Raw genomic sequence first — 16,333 nt, forward strand, 5'->3', positions numbered from 1 at the left:
GCTTGCTCGTGNAGCTTTTAGCGGCTGGCCAGCAGTTCCTGGCCGCGCGCTACGGCTGCCTTGACCTGCGCCGGTGCAGTGCCGCCTACGTGGTTACGGGCATTCACCGAGCCTTCCAGGGTCAGCACCGCAAATACGTCCTGCTCGATCTGGTCGCTGAAACGACGCAGCTCTTCCAGGCTCATTTCCGCCAGGTCCTTGCCGGTGTCCACGCCGTATTTGACGGCATGGCCGACGATTTCGTGGCAGTCACGGAACGGCAGGCCGCGGCGCACCAGGTAATCCGCCAGGTCGGTCGCAGTAGAGAAACCGCGCAAGGCCGCCTCACGCATGATCGCGTGCTTGGGCTTGATTGCGGGGATCATGTCGGCAAACGCACGCAGCGAGTCGCGCAAGGTGTCGGCAGCGTCGAACAGCGGCTCTTTGTCTTCCTGATTGTCCTTGTTGTAGGCCAGCGGCTGGCCCTTCATCAGGGTCAGCAAGCCCATCAGTGCGCCGAATACACGGCCGCTCTTGCCACGCACCAACTCCGGCACGTCGGGGTTTTTCTTTTGCGGCATGATCGAGCTGCCCGTGCAGAAGCGATCCGGCAGGTCGATGAATTGGAATTGCGCGCTGGTCCACAGCACCAGCTCTTCGGAGAANCGCGACAGGTGCATCATCGCGATGCTGGCGGCAGCGCAGAATTCGATGGCGAAGTCGCGGTCCGATACGCCATCCAGGGAGTTGCCGCCCACGGCGTCAAAACCCAGCAGTTGAGCGGTGTACTCGCGGTCGATCGGGTAAGTGGTGCCCGCCAGCGCGGCGCTGCCCAATGGCATGCGGTTGGCGCGTTTACGGCAATCCACCAGGCGCTCGTAGTCGCGGCTGAGCATTTCGAACCAGGCCAGCAGGTGGTGGCCGAAGGTCACTGGCTGTGCGGTTTGCAGGTGGGTGAAGCCGGGCATGATGGTGTCCGACTCACGCTCGGCCTGCTCCAGCAAACCTTTTTGCAGGCGCGTGATTTCGGCCAGGATCAGGTCGATTTCGTCGCGCAGCCACAGGCGAATATCGGTCGCCACCTGGTCGTTACGGCTGCGACCGGTGTGCAGTTTTTTGCCGGTCACACCGATACGATCGGTGAGGCGGGCCTCGATGTTCATGTGCACGTCTTCCAGGTCGATGCGCCAGTCGAACGTGCCGGCCTCGATCTCACCGCGAATGGTAGTCAGGCCGTCGATGATGCTGTCGCGCTCGGCGTCGGTCAGCACGCCGACCTTGGCCAGCATCGTGGCGTGGGCGATCGAGCCCATGATGTCGTGGCGGTACAGGCGCTGGTCGAAGGTGACGGAGGCGGTGAAGCGGGCGACGAAGGCGTCGACGGGTTCACTGAAGCGGCCGCCCCAGGACTGGTTGGTCTTGTCGGTGCTCATGAATTCGCTCGTGTCGGCTGAAGAAAAAAATGACGTTGGAAGCTGCCGCGGATAATAACAGGGTTGCCAATCCTGTCGCTGACGCTGGTCGACAGGTTTTTTTCACAAGGCGGGGTCCATACTCAGGACAGGCCTTGTGGGAAATTGCGCAACGATATTTTCCGATTGAGCAATATCGTCCCTGCAACCGTCTACAGTTGGACAATAGGATCAGCGCACTTCTGGGGCGCTGCGGCTGACTATAAGAAGAGGGGGTGTTCATATTGTGTATCGGCAAACCCTACGGCGATACCTCGCTAATGCGGGCCAGAGCCTCCAATCACTCGGCAGATGAAAATTTAGCCGCCGGTCTCGCGGCACTTTTTGGCCCTCGCGCTAGTCTTAGCGTGGATCGCTGTGACGCAAGTCACCGCACCTGTCTACGCTATCCTTGTGCGAGACTCACGCAGGAATCCAGCGCAATATGAATGTCCTGATCGTTGATGACGAACCCCAAGCCCGCGAGCGCCTGAGCCGAATGGTTGGCGAACTCGAGGGATACAATGTCCTGGAGCCCAGCGCCACGAACGGCGAAGAGGCGTTAGCGCTGATTGACAGTCACAAGCCGGATATCGTGTTGCTCGATATCGGCATGCCAGGCCTTGATGGCCTGCAAGTGGCTGCCCGGTTGTGCGAACGCGAAACCCCGCCCGCCGTGGTGTTTTGCACCGGGCCCGATGAATTTGCCGTGGAAGCCCTGCAGGCCAGCGCCGTGGGCTATCTGGTGAAGCCTGTGCGAACTGAACATTTACATGATGCATTGAAAAAAGCCGAGCGGCCCAATCGCGTCCAGCTCGCCGCCCTGACCCGTCCAGCCGCCGAAAGCGGTAGCGGCCCCCGCAGCCACATCAGTGCCCGAACACGTAAAGGCATTGAGCTGATCCCGTTGGGTCAGGTGGTCTACTTCATTGCTGACCACAAATACGTGACCTTGCGCCATGAAGGCGGCGAAGTGCTGCTGGATGAACCGCTCAAGGCGTTGGAGGATGAGTTTGGCGACCGCTTCGTGCGCATTCACCGCAACGCGCTGGTGGCCCGCGAGCGAATAGAACGTTTGCAACGCACGCCACTGGGGCATTTTCAGCTGTTCCTGAAAGGGCTCAATGGCGATGCCTTGATCGTCAGCCGACGTCATGTCGCCGGTGTGCGCAAAATGATGCAACAGCTTTAATTCGCTGATCACAGGCGAACTTCATATCCGTTTGCTGGACGTTTGAGGCCAGGGAGGCCACGCAGTGTCTGATACAAGTCAAAGTGGNTTTGCCTGAGCTGTTATTATCTGCCGTATCTATTCAGTACGGATTGATCCATGTCCTCTCGCGAAATCCGCATCGCCACCCGTAAAAGCGCCTTGGCCTTGTGGCAGGCCGAATACGTCAAAGCACGCCTTGAACAGGCCCACCCGGGCCTCAAAGTGTCCCTGGTGCCCATGGTCAGTCGCGGCGACAAGCTGCTCGACTCGCCACTGTCGAAGATCGGCGGCAAGGGCTTGTTCGTCAAAGAGCTGGAAACCGCACTGCTGGAAAACGAAGCCGACATCGCCGTGCATTCGATGAAAGACGTGCCGATGGACTTCCCTGAAGGCCTCGGCCTGTATTGCATCTGCGAACGTGAAGACCCGCGCGATGCCTTCGTTTCCAACACCTACGCGTCGTTGGATGATTTGCCACTGGGCAGCGTCGTCGGCACCTCCAGCCTGCGTCGTCAGGCGCAGTTGCTGACTCGTCGCCCGGATCTGCAGATCCGTTTCCTGCGCGGCAACGTCAACACGCGCCTGGCCAAGCTGGATGCCGGTGATTATGACGCGATCATCCTCGCGGCTGCCGGCCTGATTCGTCTCGGCTTCGAAGATCGCATCACCTCGGCGATCAGTGTCGACGACAGCTTGCCGGCCGGTGGCCAGGGCGCGGTGGGCATCGAGTGCCGCAGCGCCGACAGTGAAATCCACGCGTTGCTGGCGCCGTTGCATCACCAGGACACCGCCACCCGCGTGACCGCGGAACGTTCCCTCAACAAACATCTGAATGGCGGCTGCCAAGTGCCGATCGCCTGCTACGCCGTGCTTGAAGGCGAGCAGATCTGGTTGCGCGGTCTGGTGGGCGATCCGAGCGGCGGCCTGCTGCTCAGTGCCGAGGCCCGCGCACCGCGTGGCGATGCAGAAGCCTTGGGTGTGCAAGTGGCTGAAGACTTGCTGAGCCAGGGCGCCGGCGACATTCTGAAGGCGGTCTATGGCGAGGCAGGTCACGAGTGACGGGCTGGCGCCTGCTGCTGACGCGCCCTGCGGATGAGTCGGCGGCGCTGAGCGGTGTTTTGTCGCAAGCGGGGATTTTCAGCAGCAGCTTGCCGCTTCTGGAGATCGAGCCGATTGCTGTCTCTGACACAATGCGCGAGGTGATTCAGGGGCTGGATCGTTACTGTGCGGTGATCGTGGTCAGTAAACCGGCCGCCAGAATTGGCGTTGACCTGCTCAATCAGTATTGGCCACAGCCACCGTCCCCACGCTGGTTCAGCGTGGGCGCGGCGACCGCGCAGATCCTGGCGGATAACGGGCTGAACGTGAGTTTCCCCGCCGAGGGCGATGACAGCGAAGCCTTGCTTGAACTTCCCTCGTTGCGCGAGGCGATTGCCCGACCCGATCCGCAGGTGCTGATCCTGCGCGGCGAGGGTGGGCGAGAGCTGCTGGCTGAGCGTTTGCGTGAGCTTGGTGCTAGTGTCGAGTATCTGGAGTTATACCGTCGCGGACTGCCTCACTACCCGTCGACGGTTCTGCCTGACCGTATCGAAGCGGAACGCTTGAACGGGCTGGTGGTCAGCAGTGGACAGGGTTTTGAGCACCTGCGCCAATTGGCGGGCGATGCCTGGCCTGAAATGGCGCGGTTGCCGTTGTTTGTTCCAAGCCCCAGGGTCGCCGAGCTGGCACGTGCCGCCGGGGCCCAAACAGTTGTGGATTGTCGTGGCGCCAGTGCCGCGGCTTTGCTGACGGCGTTACGGGAGCATCCCGAACCCGTTCTCTAATGCAAAGGATGGATACGTGAGCGAAACAGCCTTGCCAAAAGAAGACGTGCTGCCGGTGCTTGAAGCGCCGGTGGAAACTCCACCACCTGCCACAGTGCAGCGCCGGGGCAATGGGCTGGCAATCGTCGCGCTGCTGTTGGGCGCCGCCGGTGTTGCCGTGGGCGGTTGGGGTGTTTGGCAGGTGCGTCACCTGCAAGCCAACAACCAGCAGCAGTTGAGCCAGGTCCAGGCGTTGAACGATCAGGCGCAGAGCCTGAAACTCAACGAACAGCGCCTGAGCGCGCGCCTTGAACAAATGCCTGCGGCCGAAGAACTGGATGCTCGCAGCCGTCTGGTGACGCAGTTGCAAGGCGATCAGCAACGCTTGAATCAGCGTCTGGAGACGGTCCTCGGCGCGAGCCGCCAGGACTGGCGCCTGGCCGAAGCCGAGCACTTGATCCGTCTGGCCAGCCTGCGTCTTTCTGCGCTGCAGGACATCAGCAGCGCCCAGGCCCTGGTGCAGGGCGCCGATGAAATTTTGCGTGAACAGAACGATCCCGGTGCCTTCGCCGCTCGCGAGCAAGTGGCCAAAACCCTGGTGGCGCTGCGCAGCACAGAGCAGCCGGATCGCACAGGGTTGTTCCTGCGACTGGGCGCATTGCGCGATCAGGTCATCGACCTCACCGAGCTGGCCCCCGAGTACAAGGATCGTGGCGAATCGCTGTTGGGCCTGACGGCCGATGGCGACGGTGCCAGTCGTTGGGCGCAGTGGTGGGATCAGATTTCCCGCTACATCCGCATCGACTTCAATGCTGACAAAAATGTTCGCCCATTGCTGGCAGGGCAGAGCCTGAGTCAGGTGCGTCTGGCGCTGAGCCTGGCGCTGGAGCAGGCGCAATGGGCCGCGCTCAATGGCCAGGCAGCGGTCTACACCCAGGCGCTGGCCGAGGCGCGGGATGTATTGACCGGCAACTTCAACCCGGACAACCCTCAAAGCAAAGTCATGCTTGAGCAGGTGGGCGAGTTGAGCAAGCAGCCGGTCACGGTGGTCACGCCGGACCTGACCGGGACATTGAGTGCGGTCCAGGGGTATCTGGAGCGGCGTAACGTCAACGCCGAAGACTCGATCAAACCGATGGCAAAACCGGCCGCGAACACTGCGCAGGAGGCCACGCCATGAAACGCCTCTATGTGATCGTATTCCTGGTCATCGCCGCAGCCGCCGCACTGGGCCTGGCGATTGCCGAGCATTCCGGTTACGTGTTGATCGCCTACAAGACCTTTCGCTATGAAGCGAGCCTGTGGGCAACCCTGGCGTTGGTCGCCGTGCTCTGGCTGGTGTTCTGGGGCATCAAGGCGTTGGTCGTGCTGGTGATGACGTCCAGCGGCGTGGTCAATCCGTGGTCGCGGCGCAATCGCAGCCGTCGGGTGCAAGTGGCGATCGAACACGGTCAGCTGGACCTGGCAGAAGGTCGATGGGCCAGTGCGCAGCGTCACCTGCATCGCGCTGCCGAAGCCGAGCGCCAGCCGCTGCTCTACTACCTCGGCGCCGCGCGCGCCGCCAATGAACAAGGTCACTACGAGGAATGCGACAACTTGCTGGAACGCGCACTCGAGCGCCAGCCGCAGGCCGAATTGGCGATTGCCTTGAGTCACGCGCAGTTGCAGAACGACCGCGGCGACACTGAAGGCGCCCTGGTGACGCTGCAAGCCATGCACGAGCGTCATCCTCATAACGTCCAGACCTTGCGCCAGTTGCAGCGTCTGCATCAGCAGCGCGGCGACTGGTCGGCGGTGATTCGCCTGCTCCCGGAGCTGCGCAAGGATAAAGTCTTGCCGCCCGCCGAGCTGGCCGATCTGGAACGCCGGGCGTGGGGTGAAAACCTTTCCCTGGCGGCGCATCAGGAAGCGGACGGCACGGTGGGTTTGCAATCGCTCAATCGCGCCTGGCAGCAACTCACCTCGGCTCAGCGCCAGGAGCCTCAGTTGGTGCTGGCCTATGCCGAGCAGCTGCGGCAACTGGGCGCGCAGGTTGAAGCGGAAGAAGTGCTGCGCACGGCGCTCAAGCGCAAGTACGACAGTCATTTGGCGCGTCTCTACGGTCTGGTGCGCGGTAGCGATCCGGCTCGTCAACTGCAAACGGCCGAGGGATGGCTCAAGGATCATCCGGCCGACCCAAGCCTTCTGCTGACACTCGGCCGGCTGTGCCTGCAAAGCAGCNTGTGGGGCAAGGCGCGGGACTATCTGGAAAGTAGTTTGCGGGTACAGCGCAACCCGGAAGCCTGTGCGGAATTGGCGCGGTTGCTCGCTCAGCTTGGCGACACAGAGCGCAGCAACCAGTTGTTCCAGGAAGGCCTGGTCCTGCTGGACGAGCGCCTCTTGGCGGCACCACTCCCAGCGCCCGTTTACGCCTGAAAGGATTCCCTTGTAGCAGCTGGCGCAGCCTGCGTCCGGTTGCGAAGCAGTCGTAAAACGAGCGCACGGTTTCATCAGGCTAATCGCGTTTAATTTATGACGGCTGCTTTGCAACCGGACGCAGGCTGCTACAGGGGCGAAAGCCGTTCTTTGGCGTGATTCGGTCGCGTGAAATCCGTTGAATGTTTGGCGTTGTAGCCCCTGATTAGCTTTGTCCTACAGAGGGCTACATCAAATCCTCTCGACGCTGTCGGGAATTCCCTACACTTCTGGTGAAGTGTCCGTGCCGACCTGCCTTGAAAGGCTGGCGCGCTTTCCTCTACCGTAACCGCCTGTCTCTACTGTTACGGATAAGCCATGTTTTTGGCCTGCTCACGCTCCTTGTTTTTCATGGCTTTTATTGCAGGTGCCCTGGCCTTGGGCGTTTCCTATTACCTGGAATACGCAATCGGCCTCAAGCCTTGCGGGTTATGCCTTTTGCAGCGAGTCTGCCTGGCGTTGTTCACCGGTGTCTGCCTGGCGGCTTCGGTGCATGGCCCTGGCCGCTTCGGGACTTTTCTTTATTGGCTGCTCGGTTTGTCATGCAGTCTCGCCGGTATGGTCGCGGCGTGGCGGCAAGTCTTGTTGCAAAGCGATCCGGCGCATCAGCTATCGACCTGCTCCACCCATCCGCAGGCCCTATACGAGAACCTGCCCTGGCTGTGCAAAGTGACGCTGATGTTCAAAGGGGACGAAGATTGCGCAGAAATTTCCTGGACGCTGTTTGACCTGAGCATCCCGGAATGGAGTCTGTTGCTCTTCATGGCGGTGACAATTCTGAGTGTTTATCAGCTGCTGCGCGTTGTCTGGCTTGCCTGCGAGCGACCGCTCAGCGGCGTGTCGTCGCACCGGGGGCTGGCGGGTGATTAAACACTTGTATGAACTTTATCTCCTGCGTACCTTGAAGCCATTGTCGCGCGGGCATAATCTGGCCCGCACGTGTCATTGGAATTATGTTGCTCGATGACGCTCTGCCTGGTCGATTCTTGATTATCAAGACTGCGACAGGTGTAGGGCAGCATGACCCACAAGGGAAGAGAGATCACCATGCTCGAAAGTTGTCAGAATGCTCAGGAACGTTGGGGTGGAGTGCATCTGCTGATCGATCGCTGGTTGCAGGAGCGTCACGAACTGGTTCGAGCCTACGATGCTCTCGGTGCCGAGCCAGAGGCTTTGGGCGAAAACCGAAAGCCGTTGCAGGAATTCTGCGGCGTGCTGGTCGATTACGTATCTGCCGGGCACTTCGAAATCTACGAACAGCTGACCGGCGAAGCCAAGGCTTTTGGCGATACTCGCGGGCTGGAGCTGGCCGAGACGATTTACCCGCGCATCGACGTCATCACCGAGAAGCTGCTGGCGTTCAATGACCTGTGTGATGCAGGCAAGTGCGTCGCAGAGAAATTCAAGGAGCTGGGCGGGCTGTTGCACGAACGCTTCGAACTGGAAGATTGCCTGATCGAAGTGCTGCACACTGCTCACAAGGAAGAGGACCCGGTTCAGGCCTGAACCTCTCCTGCAAGACTAAAAAACGGTGCGCGATGCGCGCCGTTTTTCGTTTCCGGCTTTCAGCCTGTGACACCGCGCAATTCGACTTCGAACACCAGTGGCGTGAACGGGGCGATCAGGTCGCCGGCACCGTCCGCGCCATAGGCCTGGGCCGATGGAATCACCAGGCGCCATTTTGCGCCTGTCGGCATGTTTTGCAATGCGCTGCGCCAGCCGCTGATCACGCTATCAAGACTGAACCACTGAGGCTTGCTGTTCTGATCGAACACCGTGCCGTCGGGAAGGCGTCCTACATATAGAACTTCGACCTTGCCATTAGGACCCGCCTTGGCCCCGGTGCCCGGTGCCAACTCGGTCAGCAAAATTCCATCTGCCAGCTCACGAACACCCGGTTTGGCTTTTTCCTCGGTGAGGAACCGCTGCTCTTTTTCCAGCGCGACTTCACTTTGCGCGACGGCGGGTTGCTCGGCGACCTGGGCTTCGTGCTCGGCCAGAATCTGTTCGATCTGCTCGTCTTTCAAGGCCAGTGGCTTGCCTTGATAGGCTTGTTGCAAACCGTCGAGCAATGCCTGGAGTTGTAGGTCCGGCACCTCTTGGCGCAAGCGCTCACCCAGGCTAGCACCCAGGCTGTAAGCAAGATCGTGAGCCTCATTTGGGGTGGTTTTTTCGGCGGCCTGGGCCACGGAAAAACACACGCACAACGATAAAAAAAAGTAGCGCGACATGGGCACACTCCGATCTGAGATGCGATGGATTATGCCAGTGTGAGTGCGCTCAAAGGTGAACTGGTTTTGCACCCGCGCAGAAGAATTTCAATCTGTTGCAACGCAGCGCTTTCGATACTGTCAACATGCCCTAGCGGCGGTAAGAGCAGAGGGCTAGTATGAGCCGCACCCACGTCAGCCAGGAGGTAAACCATGTCGGCCAAACAGAAGCCTGTAAATACCCCGTTGCACTTACTCCAACAACTTTCGGGCAGCCTGCTCGAACATCTGGAAAGCGCGTGTTCCCAAGCCTTGGCTGATGCTGAAAAACTGCTCGCCAAACTGGAAAAGCAGCGCGGAAAAGCGCAGGAGAAATTGCACAAATCCCGTACCAAATTGCAGGACGCCGCAGCTGCCGGTAAAGCCAAGGCACAAACCAAAGCGAAGGGTGCTGTTAAAGAACTTGAGGACTTGCTGGACGCCCTCAAGGATCGCCAAGCTGAAACCCGCACCTACATTTCTCAACTCAAACGCGATGCTCAGGAAAGCCTGAAACTGGCCCAGGGTATCGGTCGTGTACAAGAGGCTGTCGGCAAGGCGTTGTCCCTGCGTTCGGCCAAGCCTGCTGCGGCACCTGCCAAGAAAGCTGCTGCCAAACCGACGGCTGCAAAAGCACCGGCCAAGCCTGCCGCCAAAGCACCGGTGAAAGCTGCGGCAAAACCTGCGGCAAAAAAACCAGTCGCAGCCAGCGCTGCAAAACCAGCGGCTAAATTGACGACTGCCAAACCTGCCGCCAAGCCAGCCGCTGCCAAAACGGCTGCCGCTAAACCTGTTGCAAAAACCGCGGCTGCGAAACCGGCTGTGGCGAAAACCGCAGCGGCAAAACCAGCNGCTAAAACGGCTGCTGCCAAACCAGCTACAAAACCTGCCGCTGCAAAAGCTGCTGCCGCCAAGCCAGCCGCAAAACCTGCCGCGGCTAAAACCGCTGCCGCCAAACCAGCCGCCAAACCGGCTGCAAAAGTTGCGGCGAAACCCGCTGCTAAACCTGCTGCCGCGAAACCCGCTGCCGCCGCCAAACCTGCTGCAGCGAAACCAGCAGCGAAACCAGCCGCTGCAAAACCTGCTGCCGCGAAGCCAGCCGTGAAAAAACCGGCCGCCGCGAAGCCAGCCGTGAAAAAACCGGCCGCTGCTGCCAAGCCAGCGACTCCAGCTCCGTCGCCAGCTGCATCGGCTTCGCCTGCTCCAGCAGCCACCACCTCGACCCCATCGTCTGCGCCAACGCCAGCCGCACCGTCGAGCACCAGCACCACCCCAGCCAGCGCTTCCTAAGTGCCGGTTGCCGCGACGCGCAGCTGATGCAGCGCGTCGCGGTCCAGGTGGGCGGCGCCTGCCGCCACACCTTCCAGCCAGGCCGTTGAATCGGTCACCTCATACTGCGGCCAACTCTGCGACAAACGCTCCAGTCGCAACAGCAAATGCCGTTCGGCTTCCATCTCCAGCGTTTTCACTTGTTCGCGCAAATCATCCAGCCCGGCATCCTCGCCAGCGGCGGCTTTCCATTGCATTCGCAAGGCGCGCAACGGTTGCACGACATCGGCGTCCCACGGTCCGGCTACATCGCGAAGCAACTGCAAGCGTTGTTCGTTGCAGGTAACGCCACGTTCTCCCAGCCACAACCCGCATAGCAGCAAGCACACGTTCACACCCGCCGACTGCAACGTCAGGCACGCGGCTTCAACGCCGCGACGGGAGTAAGTGGTAACGGAAAAGCTCCACAGGTCAGAGGACATAGTGCTACTCGCGCCAGTTGCGAGCGAAGCTGGTAGACTCCGCCGCCATTATGATCCGACTTCAAAGCCTAACATTACAGCGTGGCCCGCAACGTCTTCTCGAAGACGCCGAGCTGACCCTGCACGCCGGTCACAAAGCCGGCCTGATCGGTGCCAACGGTGCCGGCAAATCCACGTTGTTCGCCCTGTTGCTGGGTGAGCTGACCCCGGATTCCGGGGACTGCTTGCTGCCGGCCGACTGGCGCATCGCCCATATGCGCCAGGAGATCGACACCCTGGACCGCATTGCGATCGACTACGTGCTCGATGGCGACCTGCGCCTGCGCCAGGTGCAACACGACCTGGCCGAGGCCGAGAAAACCCAGGACGGCGCGGCTCAGGCCCGCCTGCACTCGGAACTCGACAGTGCCGATGGCTATACCGCCGACGCCCGCGCCCGCAAGCTGCTGGCTGGCCTTGGGTTCACCAACGAGCAAATGGATCGTCCGGTAGGAGATTTCTCTGGTGGCTGGAGGATGCGTCTGAACCTGGCGCAGGCGCTGATGTGCCCGTCGGACTTGTTACTGCTCGACGAACCGACCAACCACTTGGACCTCGATGCGATCCTGTGGCTGGAAGATTTCCTCAAGAGCTACCCAGGTACTTTGCTGCTGATTTCCCACGACCGGGATTTCCTCGATGCCGTGGTCGACAACATCGCCCACGTCGAACAGAAGAAAATCACCCTCTACCGTGGCGGCTACACCGCGTTCGAACGCGCNCGCGCCGAACGCCTGGCCCAGCAACAGCAGGCTTTCGAGAAGCAGCAGGCGCAACGCGCGCACATGGAAAGCTACATCGCCCGGTTCAAGGCCCAGGCCACCAAGGCCCGTCAGGCCCAGAGCCGGATCAAGGCCCTGGAGCGAATGGAGGAACTGTCGGCGGCCCACGTCGATTCGCCGTTCGACTTCGTATTTCGTGAGTCGGTGAAGATCTCCAGCCCGTTGCTGGACCTTTCGGATGCGCGCCTGGGTTATGGCGACAAAACCATTCTGGAGAAGGTCAAGCTGCAGCTCACGCCGGGCGCACGTATCGGTTTGCTCGGCCCTAATGGCGCCGGCAAGTCGACACTGATCAAGAACCTNGCCGGGGAACTCTCGCCGTTGGCCGGTCGCCTGACCCGTGGCGAAAACACCGTCGTGGGCTACTTCGCTCAGCATCAACTGGACTCCCTTGATTCCAAGGCCAGCCCGTTGCTGCACCTGCAGCGTCTGGCGCCGACCGAGCGTGAGCAAACCCTGCGCGACTTCCTCGGTGGCTTCGACTTCCGTGGCGCGCGCATCGATGAGCCGGTATTGAATTTCTCCGGTGGCGAAAAGGCGCGTCTGGCCCTGGCATTGATCGCCTGGGACCGACCGAACCTGCTGTTGCTCGACGAACCCACCAACCACCTGGACCTGGAAATGCGCCTGGCGTTGACCATGGCCCTGCAGGAGTTCAGTGGTGCGGTGCTGGTGGTCTCTCACGATCGCCATCTGCTCAAAAGCACCACCGACAATTTCTACCTGGTGGCGGACGGCAAGGTCGAGGAGTTCGACGGCGATCTGGAAGACTACGCCCGTTGGCTGGTCGACTACCGTCAGCGCAATGCCCCGGTCAGCAACACCCCGGTCAACCCGGACAAGACCGACAAGAAGGCCCAGCGCCAGGCTGCTGCTGCGTTGCGTCAGCAACTGGCACCGCACAAGCGTGAGGCTGACAAGCTCGAAGTCGAGTTGGGCAAGCTGCACGAGAAACTGGCGAAGATCGATACCAGCCTCGGCGACAGCGACATTTACGAACCGGCGCGCAAGAACGATTTGCGTGATCTGCTGGCTGAACAGGCCAAGCTGAAGGTGCGTGAAGCCGAACTCGAAGAAGCCTGGATGGAAGCCCTGGAACTGCTCGAAAGCATGCAGGCGGAGCTGGAGGCGCTGTCTTGATGGAAGCTTTCAAGCTGCCGCTGCCGGCGGGGTGGGGCGAGCCGATCTGGTTCGCCGCGCAAATCCTGCTGATTCTGTTGGCGGGTTACTTCGCCCAACGCTTCGTCGCTAAATGCCTGACTCGCCTGGGTGAGCGCTACCCGTTCCCACCGCAACTGCTGATGCCTCTGCGCGGCGGCCTGCGCTGGCTGATCATGGGCAGTGCGTTGATTTTCGTGCTGGGCCGCCTGGGCGTNTCGGCCACCGTGTTGTGGACGGCACTGTCAGGGTTTGTCGCGGTTGCCGCTGTGGCGTTCTTCGCCATGTGGTCGGTACTGTCCAACCTGCTGTGCGCTATCTTGATTTTCACCGTCGGGCCGTTCCGCCTCGGTGATATCGTCGAGTTGGTGGACACCGTCGATAAGCCGGGCGTGAAGGGTCGGGTAGTGGCGATCAACCTGCTCTACACCACGTTGATCGAAGTGGAAGAACTCGGTACCGGCAGCGCCATGGTGCAAGTGCCCAACAGCCTGTTCTTCCAGCGTTCGGTTCGGCGCTGGCGCGGGAGTGATGTGTTTCCGTTGAGCGGGATCGAAAAGTAAACCTTCTTTCGACTGATACACCGCCATCGCGAGCAAGCTCGCTCCCACAGGTTTTTGGGTTGGATCGCAGATTTGTGATCAGCCAGGCGATGAGCCTTTCGAGTCCTGAACGCTGGTCGGCAGCCGCCACATCCCGTAAAAAATCGATGGTCATCAGCCCAAAGCCGCATTAGCTTAGACGTCTGTCACAAGTCTGAGTCGAGGTGTGCAATGGAGCTTCAAACATGGCTGGCGTTTTTTGCCGCCTGCTGGGTGATCAGTCTGTCTCCCGGTGCCGGCGCCATTGCGTCGATGTCCAGCGGTCTGCAATACGGTTTCTGGCGCGGTTACTGGAACGCCTTGGGCCTGCAACTGGGCCTGGCGGTACAGATCGCGATTGTCGGCGCCGGTGTGGGCGCGATTCTCACGGCATCAGCCACCGCGTTCTATGCGATCAAATGGTTCGGTGTGGCGTACCTGGTTTACCTCGCGATCAAGCAATGGCGTGCGCTGCCCAGCGACATGAGTGACGACGCGGCCGTGCGTCAGATCGGCAAGCCGATGGCGATGATGTTCCGTGGGTTCCTGGTCAACGCCAGCAATCCCAAGGCTCTGGTGTTCATGCTGGCGGTGCTGCCGCAGTTCGTGAATCCGCACGCGCCGCTGTTGGCTCAGTACCTGATCATCGGCGTGACCATGGTCTGCGTCGACCTGATCGTCATGGCCGGGTACACCGGGTTGGCGTCGAAGGTACTGCGTCTGCTGCGCACGCCAAAACAGCAGAAACGCATGAACCGCACGTTTGCCGGGCTGTTTATTGGTGCGGCGGCGTTTATGGCGACGCTGCGCAAAGCTGCGGTGTAAAACCTCTCAAGGGAAACGCGATCCATTGTGGTAGACTTGGATGATGGCACTTTGTTCCTGCACTCCAGCGGCCGATGCAGACAAAGCTTGAGTGAATGGCACTGGAAGTGAACAATGTGTTACTTCGTATTTCCAATTGAGATTGATTCATGACTGCCCCGTCCCGTTTCCTGGCCTGGCTGGTGTTGCCACTGTTTGCCTTGTGCAGTTTCAATCTGCTGGCGGACACCGTGGATGGCGCGCCGCAAGCCCTGCATTTGCTCGACTACATCGGCGCGGATTACCCGCAGACGGTGCAAGGGGGCAACGTCATCGACGACTCCGAATACCGCGAGCAGCTGGAATTCATCAAGGTCTTGCAAGGCTTGATCGCCGCGATGCCGGCCAAACCGGAGAAACCCGGGCTGGAGCAAGGCGTCAGCACGCTGCGCAACGCCATCGCTGCCCGTCAGGACGGCGCGGACGTGGCCCGTCAGGCTCGACAGCTCGGTGCGAAACTGGCCGTGACCTATGAAGTCAGTCAGGCGCCGATCATTACCCCGGATCCGACCCGTGGCGCACCGCTGTACGCCCAGCATTGCTCGGTCTGCCACGGCGATACGGGGGGCGGTGACGGCCCGGCGGGTGTCGGTCTGACACCGCCGCCGGCCAACCTGCGTGACACGGCGCGCCTGGACCGCCTGAGTCTGTACGCGATCTACAGCACCTTGGGCCTGGGTGTCGAAGGTACGGACATGCCGGCCTTCGCCGATCAACTGGATGATCGTCAGCGCTGGGACCTGGCGACTTACATCGCCAGTTTCAGCGCCGATCCGGCCGCAGCCAAATCCGAAAAGACCTTCAACATCGCCGACCTCGCTCGTCAGACGCCAGCCGAAGTGCAGGCCGCCGATGGCCCGCAAGCCGCCGCGACGTTCCGTGCGCAGCGCGCACAACCGCCACAGGTCAAGCGTGGCCCGGCGCAGTTGCTCGACTACACCGCCGCCACCCTGGACAAGAGTCTCGCCGCATTCCGTAGCGGTGAGCACGAGCAGGCTTATGACCTGTCGGTAGCCGCTTACCTTGAGGGCTTCGAGCTGGTGGAAAGCTCTCTGGATAACGTTGACGCCAACGTGCGCAAGGACACCGAGAAAGCCCTGATGGCNTACCGTCAATCGTTGCAGGACGGTTTGCCGGTGGCCCAGGCCCAGCAGCGTCTGGACGCAGCCAAGGCCAAGCTGAAGGAGTCCGCCGGGTTGCTGGGCAGCGATGGCTTGAGCTGGTCGTTGAGCTATATCTCCGGGCTGTTGATTCTGTTGCGTGAAGGCCTGGAAGCCATCCTGGTGCTGGCGGCGATCCTGGCGTTCCTGCGTAACACCGGCCAGCAGTCGGCGGTGCGTAGCGTCAACGTCGGTTGGGGCCTGGCGTTGTTGGCCGGTCTGGCGACCTGGGCACTGGCGGCCTATGTGATTGATGTCAGCGGTTCGCAGCGTGAATTGCTGGAAGGTGCGACGGCGTTGTTTGCCGCCGTCATGGTGCTCTGGCTCGGCGTGTGGATGCACGACCGTCGCCATGCGGCGGCGTGGCAGGATTACATCAAGAGCAGCCTGGTCGGCGGCGGAGGGCGCTTTGGTTTTGCGCTGCTGGCGTTTTTCTCGGTGTACCGTGAGCTGTTCGAAGTGATCCTGTTCTACGAAACCCTGTGGCTGCAAGCCGGCCCGGCCGGGCACAACGCAGTGCTGGCGGGTGGTGCTACGGCGCTGGTGCTGTTGGTGGGTTTGGCGTGGGTGATCCTGCGGGGTTCGGCGAAGCTGCCGTTGGCGCTGTTCTTCGGCATCAACGCGGCGTTGCTGTGTGCGCTGTCGGTGGTGTTCGCCGGGCATGGCGTGAAGGCGTTGCAGGAAGCGGGCATCTTCGGTACGCGGCCGGTGGCGTTTTTTGACTTCGACTGGTTGGGGATCCACGCGGATGCGTACTCGCTGAGTGCTCAGGCGGTGGCGATCATTGCGATTGTTGTGCTGTATGGCCGTAGCTGGATGGCAGAGAAGCGGCGGGTGCAGGTTTCTTAAG

The 16,333-nt window shown here is 61.0% G+C and carries 15 protein-coding genes; 12 read left to right on the forward strand and 3 right to left on the reverse strand.

Annotation, left to right across the window (positions count from 1 at the left end):
• Positions 1-17: 17 nt before the first annotated feature.
• Positions 18-1,412: an argininosuccinate lyase gene (gene argH, locus B7L09_RS18380; protein ID WP_064454687.1), complete on the reverse strand. Its 1,395-nt coding sequence runs from the start codon at positions 1,410-1,412 to the stop codon at positions 18-20.
• Positions 1,413-1,875: 463 nt separating this feature from the next.
• On the opposite strand from argH, the gene B7L09_RS18385 reads away from it, so the two are divergent.
• From B7L09_RS18385 to rsd, 7 genes are all read left to right on the forward strand, one after another.
• Positions 1,876-2,622: a LytR/AlgR family response regulator transcription factor gene (locus B7L09_RS18385; RefSeq protein WP_094470039.1), complete on the forward strand. Its 747-nt coding sequence runs from the start codon at positions 1,876-1,878 to the stop codon at positions 2,620-2,622.
• 138 nt (positions 2,623-2,760) lie between these two features.
• Complete coding sequence (hemC, locus tag B7L09_RS18390; protein WP_094470040.1) at positions 2,761-3,702, forward strand: hydroxymethylbilane synthase; 942 nt, start codon at positions 2,761-2,763, stop codon at positions 3,700-3,702.
• A complete protein-coding gene (locus B7L09_RS18395) occupies positions 3,699-4,466 on the forward strand; it encodes a uroporphyrinogen-III synthase (RefSeq protein ID WP_094470041.1) in 768 nt (255 codons plus the stop codon). The genes hemC and B7L09_RS18395 overlap by 4 nt, the downstream gene beginning before the upstream one ends.
• Before the next feature lie 16 nt (positions 4,467-4,482).
• Complete coding sequence (locus B7L09_RS18400) at positions 4,483-5,625, forward strand: uroporphyrinogen-III C-methyltransferase (RefSeq protein ID WP_094470042.1); 1,143 nt, start codon at positions 4,483-4,485, stop codon at positions 5,623-5,625.
• Positions 5,622-6,860, forward strand: coding sequence for a heme biosynthesis protein HemY (locus B7L09_RS18405; RefSeq protein WP_094470043.1), 1,239 nt, complete (start codon positions 5,622-5,624; stop codon positions 6,858-6,860). Before B7L09_RS18400 ends, B7L09_RS18405 begins: the two co-directional genes overlap by 4 nt.
• A 357-nt stretch (positions 6,861-7,217) precedes the next feature.
• Positions 7,218-7,769 carry a disulfide bond formation protein B gene (locus tag B7L09_RS18410; protein WP_094470044.1) on the forward strand — a complete coding sequence of 184 codons (552 nt, stop codon included), beginning with the start codon at positions 7,218-7,220 and terminating at the stop codon, positions 7,767-7,769.
• Positions 7,770-7,946: 177 nt separating this feature from the next.
• Complete coding sequence (gene rsd, locus B7L09_RS18415; RefSeq protein ID WP_094470045.1) at positions 7,947-8,405, forward strand: sigma D regulator; 459 nt, start codon at positions 7,947-7,949, stop codon at positions 8,403-8,405.
• Between the two features lie 59 nt (positions 8,406-8,464).
• Here rsd and B7L09_RS18420 read toward each other — a convergent pair whose 3' ends face one another.
• Complete coding sequence (locus B7L09_RS18420) at positions 8,465-9,130, reverse strand: FKBP-type peptidyl-prolyl cis-trans isomerase (RefSeq protein WP_094470046.1); 666 nt, start codon at positions 9,128-9,130, stop codon at positions 8,465-8,467.
• Between the two features lie 192 nt (positions 9,131-9,322).
• On the opposite strand from B7L09_RS18420, the gene B7L09_RS32155 reads away from it, so the two are divergent.
• Positions 9,323-10,438, forward strand: a complete 1,116-nt coding sequence (locus tag B7L09_RS32155; RefSeq protein ID WP_094470047.1) for an AlgP family protein — start codon at positions 9,323-9,325, stop codon at positions 10,436-10,438.
• Here the strand turns inward: B7L09_RS32155 and B7L09_RS18430 are convergent.
• On the reverse strand, positions 10,435-10,899 hold the full coding sequence (locus B7L09_RS18430) for a TIGR02444 family protein (protein WP_094470048.1): 465 nt from the start codon (positions 10,897-10,899) through the stop codon (positions 10,435-10,437). The genes B7L09_RS32155 and B7L09_RS18430 overlap by 4 nt on opposite strands.
• 50 nt (positions 10,900-10,949) lie before the next feature.
• Here B7L09_RS18430 and B7L09_RS18435 point away from each other — a divergent pair, with 50 nt between their 5' ends.
• The 4 genes from B7L09_RS18435 to B7L09_RS18450 all read left to right on the forward strand — a co-directional run bounded on the left by B7L09_RS18435 (position 10,950) and on the right by B7L09_RS18450 (position 16,332).
• Positions 10,950-12,860, forward strand: a complete 1,911-nt coding sequence (locus B7L09_RS18435; protein ID WP_094470049.1) for an ATP-binding cassette domain-containing protein — start codon at positions 10,950-10,952, stop codon at positions 12,858-12,860.
• Entirely contained in the window at positions 12,860-13,441 is a 582-nt protein-coding gene (locus tag B7L09_RS18440) for a mechanosensitive ion channel family protein (protein WP_094470050.1), read from the forward strand. Before B7L09_RS18435 ends, B7L09_RS18440 begins: the two co-directional genes overlap by 1 nt.
• A 210-nt stretch (positions 13,442-13,651) precedes the next feature.
• Positions 13,652-14,284 carry a LysE family transporter gene (locus B7L09_RS18445; RefSeq protein WP_094470051.1) on the forward strand — a complete coding sequence of 211 codons (633 nt, stop codon included), beginning with the start codon at positions 13,652-13,654 and terminating at the stop codon, positions 14,282-14,284.
• A gap of 149 nt (positions 14,285-14,433) precedes the next feature.
• Positions 14,434-16,332: an FTR1 family protein gene (locus B7L09_RS18450; protein ID WP_094470052.1), complete on the forward strand. Its 1,899-nt coding sequence runs from the start codon at positions 14,434-14,436 to the stop codon at positions 16,330-16,332.
• The last annotated feature ends 1 nt before the right edge of the window (position 16,333 follow it).

It is taken from the genome of Pseudomonas mandelii (genome assembly GCF_002251635.1).
Lineage (GTDB): Bacteria > Pseudomonadota > Gammaproteobacteria > Pseudomonadales > Pseudomonadaceae > Aquipseudomonas > Aquipseudomonas mandelii_B.